Source organism: Terriglobia bacterium (assembly GCA_020072845.1).
Classification (GTDB): Bacteria; Acidobacteriota; Terriglobia; order Terriglobales; family Acidobacteriaceae; genus JAIQGF01.
Map to the genome: position 1 here is coordinate 88,449 of JAIQGF010000014.1, position 17,464 is coordinate 105,912.

Consider the following 17,464-nt stretch of genomic DNA (forward strand, 5'->3'; position numbering starts at 1 on the left):
GCCCGGCGCTTCCCGCACACGCATTACTCTTTGGTCCGGACCATTCGAGCACGGCCCTAACTCACCGTATGCCCATTTTCAACTTGTTCCGCAGCACGTCGAAAAAGGTCTTGCGCATGCGCAGCAGAGTGGTGTGGTAGGCGGACTTGTGGCAGACGACGCGGTCCTCATCGGCGAGCGGGACGCCGACCTGGCCATCAATGCTGAGGTATGCCTCCTCGCCCGCGCTCTTGACGACGATCTCGATCTCGACCGTGTCCTTCACCACCAGCGGCCGGTGGGTGAGCGAATGCGGGCAGACGGGCACAATCACCATCGCATCCACGGAGGGCATGAGGATGGGCCCTCCGGCGGCCAGCGCGTACGCGGTGGATCCCGTGGGGGTGGAAATGATGACGCCGTCGGCCTTGTAATTGGACACGAAGACGGTATCGAGATAGAGATCGAAACTCACCAGCCGCGAGATGGCGCTCTTATTGACCACCGCGTCGTTGAGGGAGTCGTAGTTCGCCACCATTTTTCCGTCGCGCATCAACCGGCAGTTCAGCATGTTGCGGGTTTCGTGGGCACAGCGGTGCTGGTCAACGGCTTCGAGAGTCTCCCAGAGCTCATCGAGCGGGACCTCGGTGAGAAAACCGAGCGAGCCGAGATTGACGCCGAGGATGGGGATGTTGGCCAGCGCAACCGCACGCGCCGCCGAAAGCAGGGTGCCGTCGCCGCCGAGCACAAGGACGAATTCGGGCTTCTTCCCGGCAAGTTCGTCGCGTTCCACCGCCTCGGCTGCCGGCAAGTAGGCCGCGGTTTCGCGGTCGAGCCAAACGCGCTCGTAGCCGTGCTCCTGGAACCAGCGCAGCACTCTCGGAACCAGTTCTTCGAGTTCCGGTTTCTCCGGCTTGGAAACGATGGCGGCGATCTTCATGGGGCAATCGGGGATTGTACAGGCTGGCGGCGGAAACGGGCTAGCGTTCGGCGTAGAGGAGAAATTCGCGGTTGCCGTGAGCGCCCAGAATGGGCGACTCGATCACGCCGGTGATGCGCCAGCCCAGGTCCGCCAGGGCCTTGCGCACCGTATCGGCCGCGGCCTGCTGCGCCACGGGGTCGCGCACGATGCCGCCCTTTCCGACCCGTTCCCTGCCGACTTCGAACTGCGGTTTCACCAGGACCACGATGCCGCCGAGCTTGTCGCCGGCGGCTGCGATCACCGCCGGCAGCACCAGGGTGGCGGAGATAAACGAAACATCCATGGCGACGAACTCCACCGCTTCGGCCACGTCCTCGCGCCGCAAGTAACGGGCGTTGGTCTTTTCCAGCAGACGGACGCGAGGATGGTTGCGGAGCCGGAGATCAATCTGGCCGTAGCCGGTATCCACGGCGATGACGCGCGCGGCGTCGTGCTGCAGCAGGCAATCGGTGAAACCGCCGGTGGAGGCGCCGATGTCCATGCAGATGCGGCCGCGAACATCAATGTGCCAGTGATCGAGGGCACGCTCCAGCTTGAGTCCGCCCCGGCTGACGTAGCGCATGTCCTCGCCCAGCAGGCGGATGACAGCATCTTGTTCAACCCCTGCTCCCGCTTTCTCCACCTTCTGCTCGTTGACCAGCACTTTGCCCGCCAGGATCAATGCCTGCGCGCGTTCGCGCGAGGGCACGAGGCCGCGCTCCACCAGGAGCTTGTCAATGCGGGTCTTCACCGCGCCAGCGTAGCAGGAAAGCGGCGATCAGCAATTAGCAATTAGCGATTAGCAATTAGCGATTAACAATAAGCTGGTCAGCGATGGCAAACAAATTTTTTCTTCGCCCACGCAGGTGTGCAGTTTGCTAAACGAAGCGTCAATCCTTGACTTGCGAGTCTAAAGCGGGTGATTTGCACACGCTTTTTCACACTCGTGTTGAAAATTTCAGAAAGCGTTTGGCAGCAGACGCGCTGAAGCGGCGGCGCGGCGGGAATCGCAGGCCACTACTTGAACCATGTGTATCCCACGCGGAACTGTATGGTCGCGTTGATGCCCGGGTTGTGGTCGGCGAGGCTGGCATTGGAGATGTGCGTGATGTGCACCGACAAATCCACCGCCTGCCGGTTGCTGCGCAGGAAGTAAAAGCCGAAGGCGCCGCCGGGCATGAAGTTCACCCGCGAGGTGTCGCCCGGCGGTATTTCCTTGGAGCTGAAAAGCAAACCGCCTTCCGCCGCGAGGTAAGGCACGACCCGGTTGCCGCCGGTCCAGTTGTATTTCAGTACCACCGGATTGGCGGCGAAGCTGTAGATCCACTGCTGCGGCCCGGAGGTGTAGAGCGCCGATTGCCGGACCTCATACACCGGCATGATGTCGGCGGCCCATTCAAAGGTACCGCGCATGCGGCCGCTGCCCAATTCGCCGGTGAGCACGCGTCCGATGCGCAGGCCGCCGTTGATGAACTTGAATTCCGAGGCTTGGCCAAGCCCGGTGCCTCCTCCGAACCATGGCCCAAGCTCCCACACCGGCCGGCGCAACGGATTGTCCTGCGCCACGGCCGCCGCGCTCAGCAGCACCACCACCGCAATCAGTTTTTTCATGTTCCCTTCCCGAGTCTGAGGAATGTAACAGGGAATGAAAGGAATTGTCGATTTTCGATTGTCGATTGCCGATTGACGACGGTGCGTCCCCGGGACAGTGGGAACTTACAAACGAAAACCCGGCCGAGGGCGGCCGGGCTATAAACTCTCAACTCTGCTGAAACTCGAAACTAGCTCGCCACTTCCTCCAACTGCTTCAGGTCCACATCGAAATTCGACCAGACGTGCTGCACGTCGTCGAGCTCTTCCAGAGCCTCCACCAGGCGGATCATGGTGGTGGCCTGCGAGCCTTCCAGTTTGATGTAGTTCTGCGGGATCATGGCAATTTCCGATGCGGTCGGGGTGATCTTCGCCTTCTTCACCGCCTCCAGCACCGTGTCGAAGGCGTGCGGATCGGTGATGATCTCCCAGGTCTCGCCGTCGTCCTTCAGGTCCTCGCCGCCGGCTTCCAGCACGATGTTCATCAGGTCGTCTTCCTTGGCCGCCGGCTTGGGCACCACGATATCGCCCTTCTTGTGGAACATCCATGCCACCGACCCGGCTTCGCCGAGGTTGCCGCCGAACTTGGCGAAGGCGTGGCGGATCTCGCTGACGGTGCGGTTGCGGTTATCGGTGGAGAGATCCAACAACACGGCAACCCCGCCAGGGCCGTAGCCTTCCAGGTTGAATTCTTCGTAGGTAACGCCGGGTAATTCGCCGGTGCCGCGCTGAATGGCGCGCTTGATGTTGTCGGCCGGCATGTTTTCGGCTTTGGCGTCGAGGATGGCCTTGCGCAGGCGCGGATTCTTGTCGGGATCGCCGCCCGACTTCGCCGCCATGGCAATTTCGCGGATCAGACGGGTGAAAATCTTGCCGCGCTTGGCATCCAGCGCGCCCTTCTTGTGCTTGATGGTGGCCCATTTTGAATGGCCAGACATGAGAGACCTCGATGAAAAAAGAAGTGGGCACGATTATGCCCCGGCGCACTAGGACGCCCAAAAACACTGCAGCAATCGGGGATTATAGCACGCGGGAAACGGCGGAATCAGGCAGTTGCCAGCGGGTGGGCAGTATCACCGCAGCGGCGGCAAAATCTCAATTTCGGGTTGGCCGGCTCCTTGCTTGTGCCGAGACCGGTACGCATACAGGACTGCCAGCAACGGCGCGGCCAGCAACACACCCCAGAAGCTGAAGATCATTCCCAGGACGATGGGCGCCAGGATGGAAGCCCAGATCGGCACCTTGGCGGTGCGGCGCATCAGGTAGGGCTGCAGCACAAGTCCATCGGTCACGGCGACGACGGCGTAAAGGATGAACACATAGAGCAGGCGCATGATGCCGCCGCTGACCACGGCCGCGACCGCCGGTCCAGCCAGCGCCATGACCGGCCCAAGATGAGGAATGAACTGCAGGATGGCGGCCAGCACCGCCCACAGCGGCGCCCACGGAACGCGGATGATCAGCAGGCCGATCAGCCATAGACATGCCACCGCGGCCGAGTCCTGCAGTTGGGCGATGAACCATCGCTGCAGTGCCCCGCCGGTCACGCCGGCATGTTCGCGGAAGTCCATTTGCTTGGTTTGGATGCGCGGGCTGCCATGACCGTCTCGAACAAGGGGCGGACAGACCCACATCTGCCAAGTGCGGGCAGATGTGGGGCACCCACTTGCACCCATTTGCGTTTCGATCACCGGATCGGGGCGGCGCGCTAGCTCTTCCCCACGTAGGCATCGCGAATGTATTTGTTGTTGATCAGCGACTTGCTGCTGCCGGACAGCGTGATACGCCCCGTCTCCATGAGGTAGGCCGTTTCCGACATTTGCAGCGCGTAGCTGACGTTCTGGGCGACCAGGAGAATGGTGACACCCTCCTTGCGGATTTGCTCAACGTGGCCGAAGATTTCGTCCACCAGCTTGGGGGCGAGGCCGAGCGAGGGTTCGTCGAGCATCAGCAGTTCGGGTTCACCCATGAGGCCGCGTCCGACGGCGCACATCTGCTGCTCGCCGCCGGACAACGTGCCGGCAAGTTGCCCGCGGCGCTCCTTGAGGCGAGGGAAGAGATCGTAAACGCGGGTGAGGCCCTTGTGGGCGCCGCGGCGCAGGTTGGGCGGAAAGGCGCCCATGAGGAGGTTGTCTTCCACCGTCATGCGCGGCCAAAGCTGGCGGCCTTCGGGGACGAGGCTGATGTGGCGCTTGACGCGCTCGTGCGGCGGCAGGGCGGTGATGTCCTCACCTTTGAAAACAATGCGGCCGCTCTTGATCTTCAGGACGCCGATCACCGCGTTCAAGGTGGTGGTTTTGCCGGCGCCATTGGAGCCGATCATGGTGACGATCTCGCCGCGCGGCACCGACAAGGAAACGTCCCACAAGACCTGCACCGCGCCGTAGCCGGCCGCGAGGCGCTCAATGGAGAGCAGGACATTGTTGGCCGAGGCGTCAGGCATTGTCCCAGCCTTTCGGGGCAACGCCGAGATACGCCTCGATCACGGCGGGATCCAGTTGGATCTGCTCGGACGTGCCTTCGGCAAGTTTCTCGCCGTAATTGAGGACGAGAATGCGGTCGCACACGGCGGTAATCGCTTTGACGTCGTGCTCGACATACATGATGGTGGTTCCGACGTCGCGAATCTGGCGCAGCAGGTCGAGCATGGCGGCGGTCTCGGCGTGGGTGAGGCCGCCGCAGATTTCGTCGCAGAGCAGGATTTCCGGGCTGGTGGCAAGGGCGCGCGCCACTTCGAGCTTTTTCTGGTTGCCGACCGAGAGCACGTAAGCCGGAGTTTCAGCTTGATCTTGCAGGCCGACGTTGCGCAGGACTTCCATGGCGACTTCGGGCGGGAGTTTATGGTCGGCGGATTGACGGCCGAAAGAAGCGCCGACCTGCACGTTTTGCAGCACGGTCATGGTGCGGAACGGGCGCACGATCTGGTGGGTGCGGGCAATGCCTTCCTGCACGAGATGGAAGGAGCGCAGCCCAGTCACGTCCCTGCCGCGGCACAGCACCTGGCCGGAGGTCGGCTTGTAGGTGCCGGCGATCATGTTGAAGAGCGTGGTCTTGCCGGCGCCGTTGGGGCCGATGAAGCCGAAGATCTGTCCGCGGCGGACTTCAAAACTAACGTCCCGGACCGCTGCCAACCCCCCAAAGAACTTCGTCAGATGATTTACCTGAAGTATTGGCAGCCCGTTTGTCTGCTCGGCGGTCACGGATCCTCCTGATCCTGCGAATGAGATTGCGAAGCGCGCCCAGAATTCCCCCCGGCTCAACCAGCACGATCACGATCAGCAGCCCTCCATAGAGGAGCAGGTGAGCCTGGGGAAAGCGGGCGACGATCTCTTCCTCAATGATGCCGACAACACCGCCGCCGATCACGCCGCCCCAAACCGTGCCCAGCCCGCCGATGACGGGCATGAGCAGGATCTGAACGCTGGTTTGAAAAGCAAAGACGCCGTTGGGATGAATGAACGCGGCATAACGGGCGAACAAGCCGCCGGCCATGCCGGTGAGGGCGGCGGCAACGGCGTGGGCCTTGAGCTTGTAAGTGAAAGGATTGACGCCGGAATCGGCGGCGGCGTCCTCATCCTGGTTGATGGCGCCCAGGCCAAGCCCGAACTTGGAATTGGCGATCCAGTACGAGATGGCGACCGCGGCAGCGGCCAGGACCAGGGCCGAGTAATAATGCTCGGCCTGGTTGAAGGGACGGAGTTCGGAAATCCGGTAGCCGCTGGCGCCGCCGGTAAATCCGACGTTGGTGGCCACCACGCGCACGGTTTCGCTGACCCCGATGGTAGCGATGGCGAAATAGGGGCCGCGAAGACGGAATGTCGGCAAGCCGATCAGCACCGAGGCGATCGCAGCCGTCACACCCGCACATAGAAAAGCAACGTACGGGTGCAGATGGACGGCATCGATCAGGATGGCCGCGGTGTAGGCGCCGATGCCGTAAAACACCGCGAAGCCAAACGAGACCTGCCCGGCATAACCGCCGAGAATATTCCACCCGACACTGGCCGTGATCCAGACGAACGTAATGAACAGGAGACGAACAGCGTTGGCCTGGAGTCCGAAGGCAGGAAGAAGCGCCAGGACGGCGAGGAGCAACAACGCCGGCAACAGTTGCCACAAGCGCCGTGTTGGTTTCATGCGAGCCGCCGGATTCTCCCGAGCAGACTGGCGATGCCTCCGGGAAGGACAAGCAGCACGACTACCAGCAGGCCGAAGGAAATGGCAAGCTGGTAGCCGGCAGGTAGCCAGATGATGCTGAGACTTTCGACCAGAGACAGCACGAGTGCGCCCACGGCGACGCCCCCAACCGATTCCAGCCCGCCGAGCACGATGATGACGAAGGCGCGGATCAGGAAGGGCCGGCCGAAGTCAGGATTGAAAGAGTACAAACTGGCGAGCAGCGCGCCGGCAAGTCCGGCAAAGCCAATGCCAATCCCGAACGTCAGGCCCGCGACCCTCTGGTCGTTGACCCCGACAATTTGCCCGGCATAGCGGTTTTGAACCAGCGCCCGGAGTGCGCGGCCGAACCATGTCCAGTTGAGCAGCAATTCCAGCAGCAGCACACACCCGGCGGCGGCGCCGAAAACGTAGAGGCGAATCGTAGGAATGATGATCGGGCCGAGGTGGATCACATCGAGCGTGCGGGGAGTGAAGATGGACCGGTCGGTATTGCCCCAAATCAGGTAGCCCAGGTTCTGGAGCACGAGCCAGAGGCCAAACATCAGCAGCAGCGAGGGCAGGGTCGGCTGGTCGGAACGCGGCAGCCAGCGCACCAGCAACCAGTGAACGAAGATGCCCACGATCACCATGAGGGGAAACACGGCCAGCGCGGCCAGGATGGGATCGAGGTGGAAACGGTCAAACAGCTCCATCGCGAAATAGGCGCCCAGCATCATGAACCCCGCATGTGCGAGGTTCACGATCTTCATCACGCCATAGATCACCGTCATACCGACCGACATCACGGCGTAGATGCCCGCCAGCAGCACCGCGGCCACCAGCAGGTTGGCAAAGTCAGCCAGGTCCATGGTTATCTCTTCGGCATTGGGGCTACGGATTCGCCCGTGGCCGCGTCCTTTGGAAACACGATGTCCGCCTTACCACCGGGCTTGGCCTGAACGATGACATAGGGTAGATGGGCCTGGCCATTGGCGGCGAACTTCACCACCTGCCCGGGAGTCAGGGCGCCCTTGAACTCAATCTTGTGAAGCTGGTCGCGGATGGCATCCTTATTGAGCGAACCGGCCTTCTCGATGGCCTGAACCAGGATGCGCACCGCATCGTAGGCGGTGGCCGGATAATAGGAATCCGGGTCGTGCCCGGTGAACTGCTTGTAATCCTGGTTGAACTTTTTCACCTGCGGGTAGGGCAGGTCTTTCGACCACCAGATTCCGGCAAAGATGTAGTTGATGCCGTCACCCAGCGCCTTGCGAGCGTCAGTCTCGGCAGCGCGGGCGCCGTAGCTGACCATCTGGTGGTACATGCCGTTTTGCAGGTACTGGCGCTGCATGGTGATGTAGTCCTGCAGGTGGGCGTCGGAGAGGAAGATGTCGGCGTGGGTGTTCTTCACCTTTTGCAGGAGGGCGGAGAAGTCGGGCGAGCCGAGATCGAACTTCTCATTAAAAACAATCGAGAAGTAGCCCGGATTTTTCTTGACCCAGTCAACAATGCCATTGACGTAGTCCACGCCATGGTCGGTATTTTCCACCGCGATGGCGATCTTCAGTCCCTTTTTCAACTTGCCGGAATCCACCATCGACTTGAGGTACTCGCCGGTGGTTTCGCCGAGGAGGTTGACCGGGCTGAGATTACCAAAGGTGTACTTGTAACCCTTGGCGAAGATGGTGGAGGCGGCGGCGCCCGGCGTGATCCAGGGCGTCTTGTAGCGGTCGGGCATCACCGATTGGGCCTCGCCGATAGCGCTGGAATAGGGGCCAACAACGGCGATGACCTGGTCAGAGCTCATGGCGCGCTCGGCAAGCGAGGCGGACTTGGCCTGATCAGAGCCGTCGTCGTAGAAGATTTCCTTAATGGGCAGCTTCTTCTTCAGGCTCTTCACGAACACTCCGCCCTGCTCGTTGATCTGTTTGATGGCGAGCTCGACGCCTTCCTTCTGATATTGGCCGGGCTTGGCTTCACGGCCGGTGATGGAGAAGATGACGCCAACCTTGATTTCGTCCTGGCTCCACGCCGTGGAAACGAAGCTAGTGGTGAAGAGAATGCAACTGGCAACAGCAACGCAGAGTGATCGAATGTGGCGAGTGCTCACGATTCCCTCTCCTGTAGATTTGGAAGTAAACACAACCAAAGTGGGCCGCGGAACAGGTGCAGTCGCGCATCATAGTCTGTCGAGTGGAAAGCCGCAAGCATGGGAGTTATCTCATGTGGTGTTCCGTTCCGGGTCGCCCATTTCGGCACCGAAATCAGCCCTCAAGCTGCGGGAGCAGGGCCGCGAGGAGTTCGGTCGGATAAAACACCTGGCGTTTGAGTCCGGACGCGAGTTGCTCGTGGCACGAGGTTCCGGTGGCCACCAGCACGCGCGCCCCGCCAGACTCGGCTTCGGATACCTGCTGGAACAGGTCCTGGCCCACGGCCAGGCTGAGATCGTAATACTCTTTCTTGTACCCGAAGCTGCCGGCCATACCGCAGCATTCGACGTTGGAGGTGGCAACGTCAAAACCGGCGGCTCGAAGCAGGGCCTCGGTGGCAGCCGCGCTGCCCACGGTCTTCTGCTGGCAATGGCTGTGATAGAAGAGGCGCGTGCCGAGCGGGTGGCGCGAGGCCGGGAACAGTTTCGCCGCGTCCAGGCCGGTTCCCTGCATGAACGCCCAAAGGTACTCGACGGCGTCGAAGCTGTGATCGCGAAGACTCTCGAACAGGAGCTGGCCTTCGGCATCGGTCAGCAGGCGGCGGTAATCGAGGCGGAACATGGCCAGCACGCTGGGCTCGATGACGACCACGTCGCGGCCGTCTTCAATGTACTTGCGCAGCAATTCGGCGGTACGGCGCGCCTGGCTGGCGGCGGTGGAGATCAGTCCCTGGGAGAGGGCGGCACGGCCGTCGGCACAGGTGTCGCTGACCACCACGTCAATGCCGAGCGATTGGAACACCTTGAGTGTTGCCAGGCCGCGCGAGGGTGAGCCGTAATTGGTGAAGATGTCGGCGAATAGGACAGCTTTCGCTTTCGGGTCCGACACCCCAGCCACGCGATTTTTCGCCGCTTCCACCAACGTTGGACTTGCAAATGGCGGCAACTCACGGCGGCGATCCAGGCCAACCAATTTTTCCATGAACGCGCGGGCACCGGGGATGGCGCTCATCCAGTTTGACAACGGCGCCAGCAGCGAGCCCCATCGGCCAGAAGCGTCGTAGCGTCCGAAAAAGAGTTTTTGCAGGGGTGCGACTTCGCCGTCGTGCGCTAGCGACCTCGAGAGCAGTTGGGAAATATTGCCCGCGTCGCGTTGATTGAGCCGTTGCCGCAACGTCGAGTTGAGAAACGGAATATCAATGCGAACGGGACATTGCGAAACGCAGCGCGAGCAGCCGGTGCACAGCTCGCTGAAGCGCGCAGCCTCAAGCGCGCGAGTGCCGGCCTCCCAGGAGCCGCCGATGCCTCCCGAGTAGGTCTCGCCGCCGAAAGCATGGCCGCCGACAGTCTGGAAATTGGCGCACGAGTTCAGGCAGGCGCTGCAGCGGATGCAGTAAAGCGCCTCGTGAAGCACGGGGTCCTGGCGCATGCTCATGCGGCCGTTATCCACCAGCACGAGATGGAATTCGCGGCGCGGCGCGGTGTCGCTGTTGGTGAGCACGGGCACGGCGTGCAACGGGGGAGTGATGATACTGGTGTAGGACGACAGCCTCTGGCCGGTGGCGCTGGCGGCGAGCAGCTCGAGGAAGGGCGCAAAGTCGGCCCGTGACGGCAGCACCTTCTCCACGCCGGCGATGGCGATGTGCAGCGGCGGGAGCAGCGTCGTCATGCGGATATTTCCCTCGCTCTCCACCAGGGCGATGGATCCGGAGTCCGCGGCAATCAGATTGGCGCCGGAAATGCCGGCGTCGGCGGCCAGGAACTTCTGCCGCAAGTGCTCGCGAGCGAAGCGCGTAAGTTCTTCGCCTGTATCGAGTGGCAGGTCGGTCTTAAAGCGGCTCTTGAACAGTGCCGTAATTCGTTCGCGGCTGTAGTGAATGGCCGGCGCGATGATGTGCGAGGGCTGCTCGTCGGCAACCTGCAGGATGAATTCGGCGAGATCGGTCTCGGCGACTTCAATTCCCTGCGCCTGCAGCACGTGGTTCAGCCCGACCTCTTCCGAGGTCATGCTCTTCCCTTTCACCACCAGGCGGGCTCCGGCGCGGGTGCAGACGCCGGCGATGTAGTGATTGGCATCGTGCGCATCCCTGGCCAGATAAAAGTGTCCGCCGTTGCGCTTGACGCTGGCTTCCAGGGTGGCGAGCAACTCCGGCAGGGCGGCGATGGCGCGTTCCTTGATGGCGCGGGTGCGGTCCTTGAGCTGGTCGTAGTCAGGCAGAGCGCTGGTGGCCGCGTAACGGTTGCGATTGAAAGTCTGCGTATTGCGGCGCACCGCTGGACTCTCGACGCGCAGCGCCATGCGGATGGCGGCCAGCAGCGTGCGCTTGGAGCTCTTGTTGGCGACGGCGCGCGGCGACTCCGGTGCTGGCGCAGGTGTGGCCATGGCTATACCACGATGACGTGCAGGCGATGCGGGCCGTGAACCCCGCGCACCAGCGGTCCCATGTCAGCGGTGGCGCTGGGCCCGGTGATAAAGACGAAGTTGCGCCGCAGACCATCGCCGTTCAGGCGGTCGGGGCGGAACAGGTCGGCGGGACGCTCGACGATGTTCTCGGCGGGCAGCACCGCAACATGAAAACGGGAGAGCAGGCTGATGAAGCCGGCATAGTCGTGATCGATGCAGACGCAAATGGAACCGCTGTGCGCCACGCCGGCAAAGGCGTCGGTGATGCCGACCACGCAGTCGTCCATTGCCTTGCGGCTGCGTGCGTCAAACGCACCGGGAAGACGGCGGCAGGCGTCGAACAAATCGGCAGGCACGTAAAGAGGTGCGGCGACGGCCAGGGGCCCGGCGGGCGCGACGCGGGCAACGGCGGCGGCAATCTGATCGGGATCGCGGGGGACACGTTCGACCGTTGCTGCGGCAGCAGTGGCCGATTTTTCGAAGGCATCGAGCAGGGACATGGTTATCGGTTATCGGTTATCGGTTTACGGATGCGAAAGGCATTGCCGATTGTCGATTGTCGATTGCCGATTGAAAAACAAGCCTAGACCCTCGCTGCGCGCGGAATGCGCTAAAAGCCGCGCCCATTCGCGTGTTTGCGGGTTGACTTTGTAGTTTCGATTGACAAACCGATTGTAAACAGCATATATCATGCCGCACAGAACGCCTTCCAGGCGTGGGGCATTCGTAGGGATCCGGCCAACAACTTCGTGTTATGGGCAGTGAATTGTGCCGGATCAAGGGGCTCCCTTGGACTCTCCAGGAGGAAAGTGATGGCCAAGAAAAAAGCATCCAGCAAACGAGGAATCACGCGCCGCGACTTTGTCAAAATCGCCGGCATGGCGGGAGCGTCCGTGGTGGGCGCCGGAGTATTGGGGAAAGCCCCGGCCTTCGCGCAGGAGAGGTCGCTCCATTTCCTGCTGTGGAAGAATTTCTCGCCGCCGGCCGACGTTGAGATCCTGCGCCAAGGCGAAGAGTGGAGCAAGCAGAGCAAGGTCAAGGTCAAGATCGAGCAGATCAACGCCAACGACATTCCCGCCCGCGCCGCCGCCGCCATCGAGAGCAAGCAAGGGCCGGACATCATCCAGTTCTTCCATAACTGGCAGAACCAGTACGGCGATTCGCTGGTTGACGTCACCGACATTTGCACCGCGCTCGAGTCCAAGTATGGCGGATACATCCCCTACGCCAAGGCGGATGCGATGCTGAACGGAAAGTTCAACGCGGTCCCGCACACCATCGTTCCCAACATTTTCGTGGCGCGCCAATCGTACATGAAGGCGGCGGGGACGGCGCAGTGGCCCAAGACGTGGGAAGAACTGCGGCGCGAAGGGAAAAAGTGGAAGGCGGCGGGACATCCGATCGGCCAGACGGTCGGGCACACCTTCGGCGATGCGGTCGACTTTACCTATCCTTATCTCTGGAGCTACGGCGTAGCGGAACGGGACGAGAAGGGCCGCATTACGATCAACAGCAAACAAACGCTGGAGGCACTGAAGTTCTTCAAGGCGTTGTGGGACGATGCCATGGATCCGGCGGGCGCGGGGTGGGACGATTCGGCCAACAATCGCGCGTTTCTGGCGGGATCGATCGCCGCGACCAACAACGCACCCAGCATCTACCTGACGGCGACGAACCAGGTGATCCTGGACGACAAAGGCTCCCCGCTAGTGAACGACATCCTGCACGTGGCGAATCCTGCCGGTCCTGCCGGGATATTCCACTACCACTACAGCCAGCAGTTAGCGATCCCCAGGTATTCGAAAAACGCCGACGTCGCCAAAGAGTTCATCCGCTGGCTGATGGACAAGGAGCAGTTCACAAAGTACCTGCGGCGCGGCCAGGCGTACCAGGCGGCAGCGCTGAAGGACTACATGAAAGACGCCATGTGGGACATGTTCCCGGCGCTGAAGCCTTACCGGGACCATCTCCTGGAAGCGCAGCATGTCGGCTGGAAAGGCGCCGCCGACGCCAGCGCTGCCCGGGTGGTGCAGAATTACGTGCTGATCGACATGCTGGCCAATGTGGCCACCGGGAAGATGACGCCGGACGAGTCGTTGAAGTGGGCCGAGGGGCAGCTCAAGACCATCTATGGTGCGTGACGCGGCAGGGACCGTGCCCCAGGTCGGTACGGAAACATCGCATCCCGAGCAAGGACCAGGGAAGCCAGGAAAAAGCAGGTACAAGGCCGCTCTAGAGTTGCTGGAGCGGCCGAATGTGCTTGGCTACCTGCTGATGATGCCGGCCGGGTTCATCATCCTGTTCTTCATCGCCTACCCGTTCGCCTGGGGCGTCTGGATGAGCCTCACCAACAAACAGATCGGAATGGCGTGGTCGCAGGTGAAGTTCGTCGGGTTGGGCAATTATGTAGACCTGGTGACCAAGGATGCGATTTTCCGGGGCACGGTGTGGAACAGCTTCGCCTATACGGGCGTCGCGACGGTAATCAAGTGGGCCCTGGGCATGTGGCTGGCTGTCCTGCTCAACCGGATGACCCGCCTGCAGCGCATCGTGCGTGCCGCCGTGCTGCTGCCGTGGATCGTGCCCACGGTGCTCAGTTCGATCGCCTTCCTCTGGATCTTTGACCCCGACTTCAGCGTGATCAATTGGACGCTGCGGCATTTTTACAGTTGGATGGGGTGGGGATACTTCCGCGGGCCGCTCTGGCTGGCCAACCCGACGCTGGCGCTGGCGTCGGTTACGTTTGTGAACATTTGGCGCGGCACGCCGTTTTTCGCCATCTCCTTTCTCGCCGGTCTGCAGACGATCAGCCCGGAGCTGTACGAGGCGGCGATGATCGACGGCGCCAACGGGTGGCAGCGCTTCTGGCATGTGACGCTGCCGGGCATCAAGCCCATCATGATCGTCGTCCTGGTCTTTTCCGTGATTGTGACCTTCTCCGACTTCCAGATCGTCTACGTGCTGACGCGCGGGGGCCCCGCGAACAGCACGCACCTGTTTGCCACCTACGCGTACCAGGTGGCGATGGTCGGGTCGCGGCTGGGACTGGGGGCGGCGGTGTCGCTTTTCATGTTGCCAATACTTACCGTCATGATCATCTTCCAGCTCGTCTACCTGCGGCGGGAGAAGGCATAGCATGGCGAGCAAGGTGGTCGGCGAGACCTTTGCCAAGCGGCTGGCGTTTTTTCATCTGCCGCTTTTCTTATTTGTTCTCTTCGCCCTGTTCCCCTTCTACTGGATGTTCGTGACGTCGATCAAATCGACGCACGAAACCTACAACCGCGAGGTCAACCCGTACATTCCCGTGGCGTGTACGACGACGGTGGTGGAGCAAGTGCGCACGCTGCACTTCGACGGATCGGCGCTGATGGAGAACTGCGCCTACCACTGGCGGTCGCTGCTGCGGGACACGCTGTTCGTGCGCTGGCTGGAGAACACGTTGCTGGTGGCGATCGTTTCCACGGCCATCTCGCTGTTCGCGGGGATCACCTCGGCCTATGCCCTGGCGCGGCTCAATTTCCGGGGCGCAAACACGCTGGGCATCCTGATCTTCATCACCTACCTGGTGCCGCCCACGCTGCTCTTCATTCCGCTCTCGGACGTGATCGGCAATATGCCGATCCTGCACACCAACCTGCTGAACTCGCCGTGGGCGCTGATTATCGCTTATCCGACCTTCCAGGTTCCCTTCTGCACCTGGCTTCTGACGGGTTATTTCCGGACCATTCCGAAGGAGCTGGAAGAGGCAGCGATGGTGGACGGAGCGACGCGAATCCAGGCGATGGTCAAGATTGTGCTTCCGCTGGCATTGCCGGGCGTACTATCGGCGGGGATGTTCGCGTTTACGCTCTCGGCGAATGAGTTCCTGTATGCGCTGATCATGATCTATGATGCGGGGAATAAAACCGTCCCGGTCGGCGTGGTCAGCGAACTGATCAAAGGCGATGTTTTTTACTGGGGAGAGCTGATGTCGGGCGCGCTGCTGGGGTCGGTGCCGGTGGCCCTGATCTATTCGTTCTTTGTCGAGCACTACGTGGCGGGCATGACCGGCGCGGTGAAAGGTTGAAGGAGGTCCAAGTGGAATCGCGGAGGAATCGCACGGCAAGCCGGACGATGATTCTGGCCGTCATTCTTTTTGCCATGGTGGCCGGATTGAGCGGCTGCAGCAAGAAGCAGGAACAGAACACTGCGGCGGCGGCAGCGAACGCCGGCCCGCGCGGCGAGATCTCGGGAACCATCACCCTCAGCCCGGAGTTAACGGACAAGGTGGGCAAGGCGCCACTGCTCCTGATCTTCGCTTCGACTTCATCCGATCCGAGCCAGCCGGCCTTAGTGGTCCAACGGGAAGCCGGTGCGGGTTTTCCCTACTCGTACAAGCTTTCCGCCGAAGATATCACTCTCACAGGTTCATCGTTCCGGGGGAAGTTGTATGTAACGGCCCGGATCGATCCTTCCGGTATGGTGGGCCCGCCGCGTCCCGGCACGTTCGACGGCACTTATGCGGGTAACCCCGTCCCTGTGGGGTCGAGCAAGATTGATATCGTGATCAATAAAGCCCACTAGGCCAACGCCGGCGTTCGTCCTGCGTGAGCACGCTTCCGAATCCAAATTGCCGACCGTATGTGCGGCCAAGCTTAACTTCGCAGGTATTAACGCCGCTCGTCGGGTGTTTACCCACCCCCCTCCCCCCTCGGGCTCGAGGCCCAAGGCGCAAGGCCCACGGCAAGAGGCAGTTGCTGGCAAATGGACATTCCCGGATACCGCCGGGATACCGGCCGATAACCGAGGGTTACCTGGAACGGTGGTGTGTACCGTTGAGGCAACTCTGGCGCTGCCGGCGCGCGGTGAAAGATAACTAATAGTGCAATGCAGTTCCTTCGGCCTGCGGGCTCCCGCTCGCTGGCGCTCGCTCACGCCCACGAAGCAGCTCAAGTTGTCAAAGAACTAAACAGCGGTCGTGAGCGACACAAGCACCTCCGCGCATTGTGCGCAAAAACAGGTTAGCGGGTTGGGAGAGAGATGTCTGTGACGAGCGCGGAAAATTTGCAGCGTGTTTTGTGCGGCTTGCAGAACTGGGAATGGGGTTGTCGGTTAATAGCTGTCGCTGAGGCGGTTCGGGGCCTTTGGTGATGCCGGAGACTCTTCGAGGTCGTTCAATGTAAAGGTTGATTCCTCAACGCAAGGCAGGTATATACAAGGAACGTGCGTCAGCAATTCAAGTTTATTGATCTGTTCGCTGGCATCGGAGGTATGCGACTGGCGTTTGAAAGAGCCGGCGGTCGCTGTGTATTCTCCTGCGAGTGGGACCAATTCGCGCAGAAGACCTACGCGGCGAATTTCGGTGAGACGCCGGTCGGCGACATTACCAAGGTTGCATCCTCCGACATTCCGACGCATGACATTCTGCTCGCTGGTTTTCCTTGCCAACCGTTTTCGATTTCTGGTGTGTCGAAGAAGAACAGCTTAGGACGGCCGCACGGATTCTTAGACAAAACTCAAGGCACGTTGTTCTTTGACGTGGCCCGGATCATTCGGGACAAACAGCCGAAAGCGTTTGTCTTAGAGAACGTGAAGAACCTGCTCGGGCACGATCGCGGCAAAACGTTTCGAGTGATCTATGAGACTCTGGCGGATGAGCTGGGGTACGACGTACAGTTCAAGGTCATTGACGCGCGATATTTCGTGCCGCAGCACCGGGAAAGGATCTTCATTATCGGGTTCCGAGATCCCAGGCGCTTCTCTTGGCCGGTGCTGAGACACAAACCCACGAAGATATCCGACATTCTCGAGCGGAATGCCCCATTGAAGTACGTCCTAAGCGACCATCTTTGGGCATACCTTCAACGCTATGCTGCCAAACACCGCGCCGCTGGAAACGGATTCGGCTACGGGCTGGTGCAACTCGACGGTACCTCACGAACACTCAGCGCACGGTACTACAAGGACGGTTCCGAGATACTCATCCCAAGAGGGCCGGGTATGAGCCCACGACGTTTAACTCCGCGAGAATGTGCACGGCTTATGGGTTTTCCCACACGCTTCAAAATTATTGTGTCTGACACGCAGGCATATCGGCAGTTTGGAAATAGCGTCGTCGTGCCGGCAGTTTATGCCGTAGCCAAGGAAGTGGTTCGAGCTTTGCGAGGCAGGGTTTTCAGCAGACGGCTATTCAAGGAATTCGAGCCGAGTGGACGTATTCACCAGAACAAAACGCAGTGAAGTG

At 61.1% G+C, this 17,464-nt stretch carries 17 protein-coding genes; 5 read left to right on the plus strand and 12 right to left on the minus strand.

Features of this window, described 5'->3' with window-relative positions; translation table 11 throughout:
• Positions 1 to 61: 61 nt before the first annotated feature.
• The 12 genes from LAN70_14955 to LAN70_15010 form a co-directional block, all read right to left on the minus strand.
• A complete protein-coding gene (locus tag LAN70_14955; GenBank protein ID MBZ5512451.1) occupies positions 62 to 919 on the minus strand; it encodes an NAD(+)/NADH kinase in 858 nt (285 codons plus the stop codon).
• Between the two features lie 40 nt (positions 920 to 959).
• Positions 960 to 1,691, minus strand: coding sequence for a TlyA family RNA methyltransferase (locus tag LAN70_14960; GenBank protein MBZ5512452.1), 732 nt, complete (start codon positions 1,689 to 1,691; stop codon positions 960 to 962).
• Positions 1,692 to 1,957: 266 nt separating this feature from the next.
• Positions 1,958 to 2,551, minus strand: coding sequence for an acyloxyacyl hydrolase (locus LAN70_14965; GenBank protein MBZ5512453.1), 594 nt, complete (start codon positions 2,549 to 2,551; stop codon positions 1,958 to 1,960).
• A 170-nt stretch (positions 2,552 to 2,721) separates the two neighbouring features.
• On the minus strand, positions 2,722 to 3,468 hold the full coding sequence (locus LAN70_14970; protein ID MBZ5512454.1) for a YebC/PmpR family DNA-binding transcriptional regulator: 747 nt from the start codon (positions 3,466 to 3,468) through the stop codon (positions 2,722 to 2,724).
• Positions 3,469 to 3,603: 135 nt separating this feature from the next.
• Entirely contained in the window at positions 3,604 to 4,101 is a 498-nt protein-coding gene (locus LAN70_14975; protein ID MBZ5512455.1) for an AI-2E family transporter, read from the minus strand.
• 137 nt (positions 4,102 to 4,238) lie between these two features.
• Positions 4,239 to 4,973 (minus strand): ABC transporter ATP-binding protein, encoded by a 735-nt coding sequence (locus LAN70_14980; protein ID MBZ5512456.1) that lies wholly within the window; start codon positions 4,971 to 4,973, stop codon positions 4,239 to 4,241.
• Positions 4,966 to 5,706, minus strand: a complete 741-nt coding sequence (locus tag LAN70_14985) for an ABC transporter ATP-binding protein (GenBank protein ID MBZ5512457.1) — start codon at positions 5,704 to 5,706, stop codon at positions 4,966 to 4,968. Before LAN70_14985 ends, LAN70_14980 begins: the two co-directional genes overlap by 8 nt.
• Positions 5,639 to 6,667 carry a branched-chain amino acid ABC transporter permease gene (locus tag LAN70_14990; GenBank protein MBZ5512458.1) on the minus strand — a complete coding sequence of 343 codons (1,029 nt, stop codon included), beginning with the start codon at positions 6,665 to 6,667 and terminating at the stop codon, positions 5,639 to 5,641. The genes LAN70_14985 and LAN70_14990 overlap by 68 nt, the downstream gene beginning before the upstream one ends.
• On the minus strand, positions 6,664 to 7,557 hold the full coding sequence (locus tag LAN70_14995; GenBank protein ID MBZ5512459.1) for a branched-chain amino acid ABC transporter permease: 894 nt from the start codon (positions 7,555 to 7,557) through the stop codon (positions 6,664 to 6,666). Before LAN70_14995 ends, LAN70_14990 begins: the two co-directional genes overlap by 4 nt.
• A 2-nt stretch (positions 7,558 to 7,559) precedes the next feature.
• Positions 7,560 to 8,798, minus strand: a complete 1,239-nt coding sequence (locus tag LAN70_15000) for an amino acid ABC transporter substrate-binding protein (protein MBZ5512460.1) — start codon at positions 8,796 to 8,798, stop codon at positions 7,560 to 7,562.
• Positions 8,799 to 8,952: 154 nt separating this feature from the next.
• Positions 8,953 to 11,220, minus strand: coding sequence for an LUD domain-containing protein (locus LAN70_15005; protein ID MBZ5512461.1), 2,268 nt, complete (start codon positions 11,218 to 11,220; stop codon positions 8,953 to 8,955).
• Positions 11,221 to 11,222: 2 nt separating this feature from the next.
• On the minus strand, positions 11,223 to 11,741 hold the full coding sequence (locus LAN70_15010) for an LUD domain-containing protein (GenBank protein ID MBZ5512462.1): 519 nt from the start codon (positions 11,739 to 11,741) through the stop codon (positions 11,223 to 11,225).
• Between the two features lie 312 nt (positions 11,742 to 12,053).
• Here LAN70_15010 and LAN70_15015 point away from each other — a divergent pair, with 312 nt between their 5' ends.
• The 5 genes from LAN70_15015 (at position 12,054) to dcm (ending at position 17,460) form a co-directional block, all read left to right on the plus strand.
• Positions 12,054 to 13,382: an ABC transporter substrate-binding protein gene (locus LAN70_15015; protein MBZ5512463.1), complete on the plus strand. Its 1,329-nt coding sequence runs from the start codon at positions 12,054 to 12,056 to the stop codon at positions 13,380 to 13,382.
• On the plus strand, positions 13,372 to 14,376 hold the full coding sequence (locus tag LAN70_15020) for a sugar ABC transporter permease (protein ID MBZ5512464.1): 1,005 nt from the start codon (positions 13,372 to 13,374) through the stop codon (positions 14,374 to 14,376). Before LAN70_15015 ends, LAN70_15020 begins: the two co-directional genes overlap by 11 nt.
• Position 14,377: 1 nt before the next feature.
• The gene (locus LAN70_15025) at positions 14,378 to 15,307 is read left to right on the plus strand and encodes a carbohydrate ABC transporter permease (protein ID MBZ5512465.1); all 930 of its coding nucleotides are present in this window, start codon (positions 14,378 to 14,380) and stop codon (positions 15,305 to 15,307) included.
• Positions 15,308 to 15,354: 47 nt separating this feature from the next.
• On the plus strand, positions 15,355 to 15,804 hold the full coding sequence (locus LAN70_15030; GenBank protein MBZ5512466.1) for a hypothetical protein: 450 nt from the start codon (positions 15,355 to 15,357) through the stop codon (positions 15,802 to 15,804).
• A gap of 687 nt (positions 15,805 to 16,491) precedes the next feature.
• Positions 16,492 to 17,460 (plus strand): DNA (cytosine-5-)-methyltransferase, encoded by a 969-nt coding sequence (dcm, locus tag LAN70_15035; protein MBZ5512467.1) that lies wholly within the window; start codon positions 16,492 to 16,494, stop codon positions 17,458 to 17,460.
• The last annotated feature ends 4 nt before the right edge of the window (positions 17,461 to 17,464 follow it).